Source organism: Marinospirillum sp. (assembly GCF_014859565.1).
Window position 1 is genome coordinate 1 of record NZ_JACUUA010000131.1, and the last position, 9,917, is coordinate 9,917.

Annotated in this window: 21 protein-coding genes; 1 reads left to right on the forward strand and 20 read right to left on the reverse strand. The window is 50.0% G+C overall.

Annotated features, from left to right (window positions below; all coding sequences use genetic code 11):
• Positions 1–193: 193 nt before the first annotated feature.
• The 19 genes from IBX50_RS13930 to IBX50_RS14020 all read right to left on the reverse strand — a co-directional run bounded on the left by IBX50_RS13930 (position 194) and on the right by IBX50_RS14020 (position 8,472).
• Positions 194–343 carry a hypothetical protein gene (locus IBX50_RS13930; RefSeq protein WP_292256803.1) on the reverse strand — a complete coding sequence of 50 codons (150 nt, stop codon included), beginning with the start codon at positions 341–343 and terminating at the stop codon, positions 194–196.
• A gap of 2 nt (positions 344–345) precedes the next feature.
• Complete coding sequence (locus IBX50_RS13935) at positions 346–480, reverse strand: hypothetical protein (protein WP_292256805.1); 135 nt, start codon at positions 478–480, stop codon at positions 346–348.
• Positions 477–866: a hypothetical protein gene (locus tag IBX50_RS13940; RefSeq protein WP_292256806.1), complete on the reverse strand. Its 390-nt coding sequence runs from the start codon at positions 864–866 to the stop codon at positions 477–479. Before IBX50_RS13940 ends, IBX50_RS13935 begins: the two co-directional genes overlap by 4 nt.
• The gene (locus IBX50_RS13945; protein WP_292256808.1) at positions 866–1,276 is read right to left on the reverse strand and encodes a structural protein; all 411 of its coding nucleotides are present in this window, start codon (positions 1,274–1,276) and stop codon (positions 866–868) included. Before IBX50_RS13945 ends, IBX50_RS13940 begins: the two co-directional genes overlap by 1 nt.
• Positions 1,277–1,436: 160 nt before the next feature.
• Positions 1,437–2,042, reverse strand: a complete 606-nt coding sequence (locus tag IBX50_RS13950) for a hypothetical protein (RefSeq protein WP_292256810.1) — start codon at positions 2,040–2,042, stop codon at positions 1,437–1,439.
• Positions 2,039–2,575, reverse strand: coding sequence for a hypothetical protein (locus tag IBX50_RS13955; RefSeq protein ID WP_292256812.1), 537 nt, complete (start codon positions 2,573–2,575; stop codon positions 2,039–2,041). Before IBX50_RS13955 ends, IBX50_RS13950 begins: the two co-directional genes overlap by 4 nt.
• Complete coding sequence (locus IBX50_RS13960; protein ID WP_292256814.1) at positions 2,565–2,924, reverse strand: STAS domain-containing protein; 360 nt, start codon at positions 2,922–2,924, stop codon at positions 2,565–2,567. Before IBX50_RS13960 ends, IBX50_RS13955 begins: the two co-directional genes overlap by 11 nt.
• Complete coding sequence (locus IBX50_RS13965; RefSeq protein WP_292256816.1) at positions 2,906–3,151, reverse strand: hypothetical protein; 246 nt, start codon at positions 3,149–3,151, stop codon at positions 2,906–2,908. The genes IBX50_RS13960 and IBX50_RS13965 overlap by 19 nt, the downstream gene beginning before the upstream one ends.
• 1 nt (position 3,152) lies before the next feature.
• Positions 3,153–3,401, reverse strand: coding sequence for a hypothetical protein (locus tag IBX50_RS13970; RefSeq protein WP_292256818.1), 249 nt, complete (start codon positions 3,399–3,401; stop codon positions 3,153–3,155).
• A gap of 2 nt (positions 3,402–3,403) precedes the next feature.
• A complete protein-coding gene (locus IBX50_RS13975) occupies positions 3,404–4,207 on the reverse strand; it encodes a major capsid protein P2 (protein WP_292256820.1) in 804 nt (267 codons plus the stop codon).
• 1 nt (position 4,208) lies between these two features.
• On the reverse strand, positions 4,209–4,358 hold the full coding sequence (locus IBX50_RS13980; RefSeq protein WP_292256822.1) for a hypothetical protein: 150 nt from the start codon (positions 4,356–4,358) through the stop codon (positions 4,209–4,211).
• Positions 4,359–4,476: 118 nt separating this feature from the next.
• Positions 4,477–5,115 carry a hypothetical protein gene (locus IBX50_RS13985; RefSeq protein WP_292256824.1) on the reverse strand — a complete coding sequence of 213 codons (639 nt, stop codon included), beginning with the start codon at positions 5,113–5,115 and terminating at the stop codon, positions 4,477–4,479.
• Positions 5,075–5,506 (reverse strand): hypothetical protein, encoded by a 432-nt coding sequence (locus tag IBX50_RS13990; protein ID WP_292256826.1) that lies wholly within the window; start codon positions 5,504–5,506, stop codon positions 5,075–5,077. The genes IBX50_RS13985 and IBX50_RS13990 overlap by 41 nt, the downstream gene beginning before the upstream one ends.
• A gap of 13 nt (positions 5,507–5,519) precedes the next feature.
• Positions 5,520–5,936, reverse strand: a complete 417-nt coding sequence (locus tag IBX50_RS13995; protein WP_292256828.1) for a hypothetical protein — start codon at positions 5,934–5,936, stop codon at positions 5,520–5,522.
• Complete coding sequence (locus IBX50_RS14000; RefSeq protein ID WP_292256830.1) at positions 5,923–6,093, reverse strand: hypothetical protein; 171 nt, start codon at positions 6,091–6,093, stop codon at positions 5,923–5,925. The genes IBX50_RS13995 and IBX50_RS14000 overlap by 14 nt, the downstream gene beginning before the upstream one ends.
• A 28-nt stretch (positions 6,094–6,121) precedes the next feature.
• Complete coding sequence (locus IBX50_RS14005) at positions 6,122–7,813, reverse strand: replication endonuclease (RefSeq protein WP_292256832.1); 1,692 nt, start codon at positions 7,811–7,813, stop codon at positions 6,122–6,124.
• The gene (locus IBX50_RS14010; protein ID WP_292256834.1) at positions 7,813–8,049 is read right to left on the reverse strand and encodes a hypothetical protein; all 237 of its coding nucleotides are present in this window, start codon (positions 8,047–8,049) and stop codon (positions 7,813–7,815) included. The genes IBX50_RS14005 and IBX50_RS14010 overlap by 1 nt, the downstream gene beginning before the upstream one ends.
• The gene (locus IBX50_RS14015; protein WP_292256836.1) at positions 8,042–8,221 is read right to left on the reverse strand and encodes a hypothetical protein; all 180 of its coding nucleotides are present in this window, start codon (positions 8,219–8,221) and stop codon (positions 8,042–8,044) included. The genes IBX50_RS14010 and IBX50_RS14015 overlap by 8 nt, the downstream gene beginning before the upstream one ends.
• Before the next feature lie 11 nt (positions 8,222–8,232).
• Positions 8,233–8,472, reverse strand: a complete 240-nt coding sequence (locus IBX50_RS14020) for a hypothetical protein (protein WP_292256838.1) — start codon at positions 8,470–8,472, stop codon at positions 8,233–8,235.
• 113 nt (positions 8,473–8,585) lie between these two features.
• On the opposite strand from IBX50_RS14020, the gene IBX50_RS14025 reads away from it, so the two are divergent.
• Positions 8,586–8,858 carry a helix-turn-helix transcriptional regulator gene (locus IBX50_RS14025; RefSeq protein ID WP_292256840.1) on the forward strand — a complete coding sequence of 91 codons (273 nt, stop codon included), beginning with the start codon at positions 8,586–8,588 and terminating at the stop codon, positions 8,856–8,858.
• Positions 8,859–8,984: 126 nt separating this feature from the next.
• Here IBX50_RS14025 and IBX50_RS14030 read toward each other — a convergent pair whose 3' ends face one another.
• Positions 8,985–9,737: a hypothetical protein gene (locus tag IBX50_RS14030; RefSeq protein ID WP_292256842.1), complete on the reverse strand. Its 753-nt coding sequence runs from the start codon at positions 9,735–9,737 to the stop codon at positions 8,985–8,987.
• Positions 9,738–9,917: the final 180 nt, after the last annotated feature.

Below are 9,917 nucleotides of genomic sequence, written 5' to 3' on the forward strand. Positions count from 1 at the left end.
GATCCAAGGGCAGAGTGCCGACGGACGCGGGTTCAACTCCCGCCGTCTCCACCACTTAAAGCATTGATCTGAAAGGGATTTCAGGTCTAACGCTCTCAGCAGTTACCACAAAGTTACCAGCTACTTTTTCTTGGCCTTCACGATCCGGCCACCCTTTGCATAGCGATAGCCTTTTTTAAGACGGCCTTTGCCCTTAGTTGCACTGCGTTTTGTCACCATTATTCAGTTCCCCTTTCATTTCCAGTTTTAACACCCGCCGCTCAAGCCGTAGGATTGCAAAGCCAATAATCAGCAGACCAGCGTTCCCACCCGCATTTATTGCCTCAAGAATCGTCAGCTCCATAATTACCAGCCAAAAAGCCCCATCAGCCCAGCAACCAGTTCAGGAGGCACAACGGCACCCAAAAACGCGCTACCGATCATTGCAATTCCTGTAACAACTGCCTGTTTTTTAGTCACTTTCGACTTTTCTTCATTCATTGTCCGTATCCCATCAGTTCTTTTTTTGACCAGCGGTTAAACCAGCCTGCCTTTGTTGTATTCCACTCATGCCGTGCCTGGGCTATTGCAGTCATCGGCTCCAGCGGCTCACCCCGTGCCTGCCGCTCCCAGATAATTTCATCCGTGCGACCCATCGTCCATTCGTCACGCTCACCGTTACGCCAGCCGTACAGTGCAACACCTGGCGGCTGCTCAATGCCAGTTACTGCCGTAAATGCGCCTTCAGCCGCCTGATTGATGACATTTTCAGGGTTCAGCGGATTCACCGCGTTTGCAACTTGACCCACTTTGCGACTTGTCCACCAAACAAACAGCACACCCGCCAGCCCAACTGCAATAAACTGTTTGTCAGTGAGCAAAGCCATTACACACCCGCCATTTCGATGCCTTTACTGATAACAGCATCAGAATAGGGCTGCTGGCCGTTTTCATGCAGAATGATCACTTTAATCAGCTGCATCATGTGATCATTAACGTTAATCGGGTAATCAGCACCCACACCCAGCACACCAGAAACGTGCATAACATAACTGTCTGTCTGGTTTTCAACCGGTGGGGCATAACGATTGATAATCCCGCGCACAGTATTTAAACCGTGACGTGTTTGATAGGTGTTTAAAATCCGTGCGACTGCACGAATACCGTACTCCGGACTGATAAAACGGTTAAACACTCCGTCACTTGCTGGATTATCCAGCCCCTGCCACTGTGTGCCATCATGCTTGATATTGCCGGGGTTATTATTGCGGATGCCCCGTGGTTTTTTTGTCGACATAAGCACCCCGCTACTCATCAGTATCAGCAGGAGTATCCCCGCTGTTATCATTTTCTGATTCATTTGACTCTGTCTCTTCCTGCGATTCAATTAGATCACCGGCAGATTCGCTAACAGGCACACTGTAAAATTTAAAATAACTCACACTACCCCCAATCAATTAACCCGTTATCTCCCAAACATCAATATTCACTGCAGTACTCACATACAACTCAACACCACCACTGATATTCAGTTCAAGCATTTCACCTCCATTTAGACGCCAACCATTCACCCTGCACCACAATGTACTAGTAGCCGAGTTATTATTTCTAACTATTAGCATCTTACGATCAGCGTTAGCCGGTATCTGATAAGTCAAAACACCAGACCCCGAACTTAAACCAAAATCAATTTTCTTAAAATCAGAGGCAACAGGACTTGACTGCTGCAGAATACCTCTTATCTGCTCCAGCTTGATTTCCAGCAATTCAATATTTGTCAGCTCCAGCTGACCGCGAATATCACCCGTCATTGTGTTGTTTTGGTATTTGCCAAAACCTACCATAATGACAAACTGCTGCTGTTCTTCTGATGTATTGAGGATGTAAAAACCATTAAATGTTTTATCCAGCTCAATACCCTGACCGCGCCCCAAATTGATGTTGTCACCGCTGTCAGTTATGATATTCAGCACAACTTCATCTTGTTTTAAATAAATGTAGTTGCCGACTGCTGCAACAAATTCTTGCTGTCCAGCTGCGAGGTTTTTAACTAACTCCTTCATTTGCGCCCCCCAACAAATGCAACACCTGCAACCAACACCGCCGCAACAGCCACCCACATCAGCGATTTATTTTGACCCGCAACTGACCCCAATTGCTCGCGTTCAGTAAAGTTGCTCACAAGATCCATTGCGTTACCTGTCGCTTCCTCAGCTAAAAGCAGACTGTTTGTGTTTGCGCGTGAGCTGCTATCAATTAAAGCCATCCCGAGACTACCCAAAAGCGAGTTATTATCTCGTGTTATTGTGCCAGCTAAATCAAACGCATCACGACCCAAAAAACCCGCTGTATTTAAAGCAGATCCGCCCAGACTATTTGCTGCACTAAACGCACCACTCCCAATACTATTTAAACTGGAGAATGCACTGTCAGCAACAGACATTAAAACATCAGGGTCTGATGTATTGTTAATAAGGGTATTGCCTTCACCGAATATATTACCCTCACCCTGCAGCGATGTATTCTGCGTATTTGTATCGTGTACCGTACTAGTGTTTGTTATATTAGTGCTTTCGCTTCTTGAACTACCGCCCATATTGCCACCTGTAAACTGTTTCAGCCGTGACAAAACCGGCCTTGTTTAAAAACTGTTTCATACCCGGACGCTGGCTGTGTATTCTTACCGACCAGCCATTATTTTTTGCCAAATTAACCCAGCCAGCCAACTTTTCTGCACCCGATTCAACACCTGACGCAACTATTACAAGCTCTGTGCCGGTTTTGCTGACTTCGACCCGCGTCACGCAGTAGCCACCATCTGTGTATTGCCACAACTCACAAATGCCGGTTTTTACCTGCCCTTCAATCTCCAGCAGATCGTTACCCAGCGCACGAGCCAACGATTTTGCAGCCGCTGCAGACCAAACTACTTTTTCCGGAGCCATAAAAACGCCACCACGATTACAACCCCAGCAATCAGCAGCGTATTACCGCTGCTGGCCTGCGCTACTTGTGCACCGCGACTGTAATAATCGCCAACCGCAAAACCGCCAATTCCACCTACACCCGTTGATATATCGTTTGTGTTTGTGCTTGTTGCAGTTGCATCACCTGCGGCACCGCCCGAAAGGCCACCGCCCCCAGTTAAACTGGTCATTGCTGCGCCAAACATGCTATTTCCTCATCAAGAGAATGACACCCAACAACAGCGCACCGCCGCCGCCAAGCAACAGCAGGGGGCTTACCCCTGCCACCACTGCACGAGCACCCGACACATTGTCTTGCTGCGGCACTACCTGTGAAACTTGTGGCTGGCTCACAGCAGCCTGTTGGCCAGCAGCCGTGGCGCTTGCTGTAGCCTTTATCTGCTCACGCTGCACAGCAGCATTGATGGCAGAGTTTGCCAAATCCATCCAAGACATTTTTAAATCCCCGGCAGATGATCCAGATATTCAACTACCACGCGCACTTCGCCCGGAGTTGCAAGCGACAGCCGAAAACGTTGATCACGGATAAAATCCGGACGGGTTTCGAGTGAGTGATAAAGATCCGCTTCCTGCGTAAAATCAATGGTCGTGGCCTTTGCAGTCATCGGAGCACGACCACTTTCTTGCTGTAAAAACTCCAGCAGCTCTTTACTGCCTTCTCGAATTTTCCGGCTGTTTTGCTCTACTTCCACGGCAGTAACATCTGATTTAAAACAGTGCACAGCAAGGATCCGCGGACCGCGCGGGATACTGTCAATTTCAAACTGACCAGCGGTTGCAGAGCTAAAAACAAACTGCTTTACTTTTGTAATCATGCCAAGCGGCGAGGCTTCTGACTGCACCGCATGAGCACGTACAACGGGGGCTGTAGCTGCGGAATCCACGTCAAAACTGATCTGGAAAGTTTGAACAACACCCTGACCGCCAGCACCAGTTCCCAAACGTGTAACGCGTTGGTGTTCCAGCGTGTTCATTTCTGGCCGATTAAACCAGATAGTAATAAAGCCTGCCGCTTCAAAACGACCGTAATACTTGTTCAGGTCATTCAGTTGAACCGCGTCTTTAAACTCTTGAATTGGTTTACCGTCCAATTCAACACGCAGATTTTTCATTTGTGCCAGCGTGACACCAGTGTATTCCAGAATAATCCGGTCATAACTGCGGCCAATCGGGCAATTTAGTGTTGCCGTACTGCCCGGAGCCACGTTTGCAAGTGACGGAAGTTTGGATAACATACGCATGTTATTTGCCCCCTTTGGCAACTGCTGCAATTTGCTTCATGCCAATTTTGTTCAGACCGATGATAATCAGGCCGGTTACAAACGAGGCCACCACCACACTGGTAACAATGCGGGTATCAATGTTGCGCTGAATATTCTGTACTGCATTCATGTTCTTTTCCCTGCTGCTGTTGAAATTTGTTTACACAAGACTTTTTCAGGGTCAACAGCCGGAACCGAACCCTGCAAGATAAATTCGGTCAGTTCGGTTAAAAATAAAAAAACCCGGCTTATTTGCCGGGCTTGTTCAGTTGTCGCTTAACGGGTGGCTTCCCGGCTTCCTTGTAGAGAAACTGCAGGGGTTTCAGCCCCTTAATCAGATCAGGCGGCACAGCACACAGCCGCGCCATTCTGTCCACGTCTACACCCTCTTGAATCCCTACCCAATGGCGGGAACACTGGGTATAAACCGTCTTACTAATTTCGGTTCCCCGTTGGCTGGCGGCATGGATCACCGCGCCGTATTTTCGACCACGGCGCAACAGTTGACCAAATGCGGGAGTTGCTTTACCAGCGGAAGGGCTTACATCGGCCAGCTCCTCAATGAGCACATGGGTTTTTACCCGTCCATCCAGAGCTGCAAATACCAGCTGACAAAACCACTCAAAGGTTCCCACGTCACCGGCACCCGCCCAGCCAATCCGAAAACCGCGCCCAGACTTGCAGGCCGATAACAGGGCACGGGCAAAAGCCGGTCTGCTGTCAAAGTGCCTGACGTTATGGTCTTCGTCCACATCCCAAGCGACCACCCGCGCACCTTGCGCGGGTATTTCCTTGTTCTGTTTGATTGCCTGGCTCTTGCCGCCACCGCTGGCGGCAAGGTACAGGTTATGCAGGTTCGGCCAAGCCGTGTTCGGATTGATTGCCACGGTTTTTCGTCTCCTGTTCCTGCAGCTGAATTTTTTCCTGACGCTTGGCTTCAAACACACAACCACCGATAAACAGACCGGCTCCCAGATATTTAGCGTATGGTTTCAACCAATCCGGCATATCCCCGACAAAATCAGCAGCCACCGGCTTGAGTGCTTCAACCCCATCACGGCCACGGTCTGCATCCATCTCAAAATATGGGTAACGCATCTGCAACATTTTTTCCAGCCCTGCCACGATTGTTCCGGCCAGTGCTTCCGCCGCCTGTTCGTGCTCGTGGTCGGTCAGCTGTTCGCCCTGCTGTTCGGTTTCCGATTCGGTTACCGGCTGATCTGCTGCAGTTGCGGCCAGTGCCTCAAGTTCTGGGTTTACTTCTTGGTATTCGGTCATTCTCTTGCTCCTGTTATGCGGCTCTTAAAACAAGTGCCACGGTTGCCACGGTCAGACCCAATGCCACCAGCGCACGGCCTGCCCCTGATTTCGGTTTAACTGCTGATTCCTGCTGGTCTGCTGGATCATCTGGCGACCAATCCGGCATAGGTTCAGCCGGTGCAACGCTCGGTTGTGGTTCGGCCTGGGGTTTTGGTTTCCAACCGTCTACAACGCTGGATGGTCGGTGGTGCATTGGATCAACGCCGGTTTTCCATTCAGTACCGTGCCAAAGACGGTTCTGCACCTCTGCGCCGGTACGTTGATCCAGACCGCAACTGCTGCAATTCGTGTACAAATGCCGCCCCCGGCGCTTGCTTTGCATTACCGAAGCTTGACCACCACACTCAGGGCATTCACACACCCCCAAAACCGGATTATTGATTGACACGTTCCACCTCCCGCGCTGCCAATTCACACACAATTTCACCGGCCAAAATCCCGGCATCCTTTAGCACCGCCACGGCCTGAAACGCTGGCACCGCCTTTGCTTTTGCGGTCAGCTGTTCCAGCTTGTTTTTTTTCTCCTGCAGCTCTGAATCTGTCACCCGTAAACCCCTTTTTTCTGTCTGAAAGTCATCCGGTAGCGACCACCGGACAGTTATTGACACGAGTCCAAGGCGGGGCTGAAGCCCCGCTCAAACCCTCAAACCCAGCCCGTACAGGCTTAACAGTCCACGTGTACCAGCGACTTACCACTATCACCCCCTGCACAAGCACACCCTTAACCCGTTTCAACAGGTCGCCATACACCCCATGCTTTTCTGTCCGATATTCCCCCGTTGACCGATCAACACGCCTCAGCGGATCAGTCTCAGGCGCTGTCATCATCAGCAACTTGATTGGCCGATCCTTACGCGGCAACATCGGACCACCCTGCAACAGCACGTAAGCTGCCCAGTTTGCTGAGTCAGCAGCTTGCCGAACCTTTTCCGCAAGCTCCGGGACCAGCTCACCACACGTCCTAAGCACCTGGCTCCACTCCTGAAGCTTTTCTTCAGTTACACGGCGCATTTCACGCCAAGGACCCACCTCCGGACCACCCACCTGCTGGAACTGACGCAACCCCCAAACACTTGCCCATTCAACAATTCGCTTTGCGCTCCGGATAGCGTCTTCACCGTAGCTATCCAGCTCCACATTCAAACCATCAATGTTTTTAGCAACGTACTTCGCCACGTAACCAACTGCAGACCCCTTTTCCTTATTTATCCGCTCAAATGTGACACGGCGCTGACGTGCGCCCGGCTCATTTCCATCCACAGCCAGCGCAAAACGGCTGATAGTTTTCCGGACATGCATCAGATCTGACTGACGCATAAACAAAAGAAGGTGCCAATGTGGACACCCATCATGATGTGGCTCAACAATCCTGAACCCGTAAATGCGAACACCGTCACGCCCAAGCGCCTTGCGCACACTGTCAAAAACACTGCACAGGTAGTCATTTGCCTGACGGGGCGTAAACCCCTGATATTTTGGATTTTGAGCACCATTAATCAGGCTTGAGTGGTACTTAGACGGGCAGGTGATTGTTATAAAATCGGCAACATGGCCGAGCTGATCCGCAACCTCTTCAAACCCCCGAAGCCTCACCATCAACTCAGTTCGCCTTATCTCAGGCTTAGAAATGCTTTTATCGGCCAGCTCTGCCAGCGTGAATGTTTGCCCATGCTGGTTCTCAGCCTCCAACCGCTCCAGCAGCAACCGGTTACGTTTTCTGGCCAGCCTCTTAATACTGTATGCTTCATCAGTTAAATAAATTTGCCGCCGCTTGTTAACCAGACCAAGATCACGCCCCAGCTGATCAATCACACGCGCCTGCTTGACACGCATCTGACGTTTCCACCACTTTGCATCTTTATAACGAGCCAGCATTCCAAAAAGGTCATTCGACTCCAGCGGGTCGAAGTCATAAAACTCACACCAACCTACAGCCTTTGCCATTGCAACCTCTGTTCCTGCCCTGGACTCAGCCCGTTCAACTCCTGCTGCTCTGGATTCAGCCCAATCCCTGAGCGCGTCTTCATCATTGGTCAGACGAAAATCACCGCACTTCAACACATCAGGATCAACAACCGCCCGCCTAATACGATACAAAGCCCTGTTGGCTTCAACATAACCCCGATCGTTTTCAATTCGTAAATAAGCAGCAACAACGCCGGATTGCATCGACTGAGGCAGATACCCAATAATCTTTTCACGCCATGGCTGGCAAACACTTACAGGACCGAACCGCTCATGAGCCAGAGAAGCAACGGACAGCATCAGAGACCCAATCCCTGTGCCCAACCGGATGCCCTGCGGATTGCAGCAGTGATTTTTTCGGCCTGCTGGCCGCTGAGAATATCCTGCAGCTTTGTCTCTGGTGGCAGCTCAGCCGCCTGCAGCAGATACCGCTTTTCAGCGTATCTGAGCGAGTGCCAGACCTGACGCAGCTTTGCATGTGGGTCTTTCAGGCCGTGCACTTGTGCAAGCTCAGACCAAGAGCGGGGTTTAGTCATATTCCACCCCCAGCACATCCAAAACGTGTTCCATTGTTTCCGCCCTGACTTCCCAGAGGGTTTTACTAAACCACGCCTTATAATCCTCACTAGGCAAAACATCACCACACTCTGCAGCCTTGGTGCGGTAGTGTTTCAGCCGTTCAACCAGATAAGGGGTTTTGTCTGCCATTGCCGTTATCCTCAGTAGGGTTTTGCTTCAATGGTTTTACGGATTTCCTGCACCACGTTTACAAACACTTTTCCACCGGGCTTGAGCTGGTGCCGGGCAATATCGCCTTTGTCCAGGCGGTTACGGATTTCATAAAGGCTCATGCCGGTGCGCTGCATCCACTCTTTTTGTGTGCAGTAGGGTGCGGCAACAGAAACGGTTACACCGTCAATGGTGACCTTGAGTTCAGATAAGGGCTTTTCGGTTGTCATATATGGGTTATCCTGTGTAGTGTGTTAACTTAACTGTGTTGTTTGACGTTATACAAACGCACCTATATGTCAAATGACACAATACAAGCGAACTATTACACAGGATTTTGAATATGTCAAACGACATTGGTCAGAAGATACGAATGATCAGGGAAGCAGAAGGGCTTTCACGAGAGGATTTCTGTTTAAAAATAGGGGTTAAGGTCGCAACGCTCACACAGACAGAAATGGGAAGACGCACACCCAGCAGTGATACACCGCTTGCCGTTTGCCAAGTGTTCCCACAGTACGCCCTATGGCTGATGACTGGACAGGTAGCCCCAGAAGCCGGGCAAATTTCACCCGATCTGAAAGCCACTCAAGAGAGATTAAAGACTGGAACTTGATACACCGGGCGCATTGCCGGTGGTGGCACAATAGAGAAGGGCAGGGAAGCGAGGAATAACACAAAAGGCAAAGAAAAGCCGCCAGAAGGCGGCTCTTTTGTTTGGTTGGCTTGGTTGGCTACAGGGCTATTTCACACCCACAAACCATACTGCCTCTTGATTTCCCATAACCCCAGTAGCAAATACACCTTGCTTGCCTTGGGAGTTTTCATACTTCACGGCCACCCCATCATAAATCCCCGATGTAAATGCCGCTGTGCAACCTGCGGTATCAAACCGGACATTGTATTCATTAAATGCCGTGTTAATGGTACTCAGCTTGCCCATCACAGTGCAGCTTGGTGCTGTAAATGTTAGGTTGCCTTGGGTGTCAATCACTGCTATCCCAGAAACATCTGAGTAGCCCTGAAAGTCTGGATCATCAGAGTAAGTTCCGGCCAGCCCTGCAAGATTGGCACCCTGACGATACAGGCTTTTTTCTTTCTGAGTGCGGGTTGCTACAAAGCTTTGGTTACCCACCTGCGATGTGCCTAAAAGCTCCATTCTGTCAGGGTTTGCCGTGCCGGTTAGGGTTACCGGAATAACCACGCCATCATACGCATACCCCTGAATTGTTAACCGGCCATTACTAACGCTGGCCGTGCCATAAATGGCAACATCCAGATCACTCAGCAAGGCTTTTCCGTCACTTGTCAGCACCATGACGGCTTCATAAGTTTCACCCTCATCGGTATATTTAACCTCCCAGATCCCAGCAATATCTGAATAGCTAATTTGACTTGGTTGCACTTGTGCTGGTGGTGTTGAACCGGAGTCGGATCCACCCAAACAGCCAGAAAGCAAAAACGCAGCAGCTACAGCAATAAACAAAGACTTCATTGTCTTCTCCTTTTGTTTGAACAGTTTCTTTTAACATCAAGGTGCAAGCATGGCAATCACTAAAAAGGGTGACTTCTGGCGGCTGGACTTTAGAGTCAAGGGCGCAAATTCAAAGCGTATTGTTAAGCAATGGTTCAGACAGTTTCATGATGCAATAGCACCGTAGTTGCAAAGCTCCTC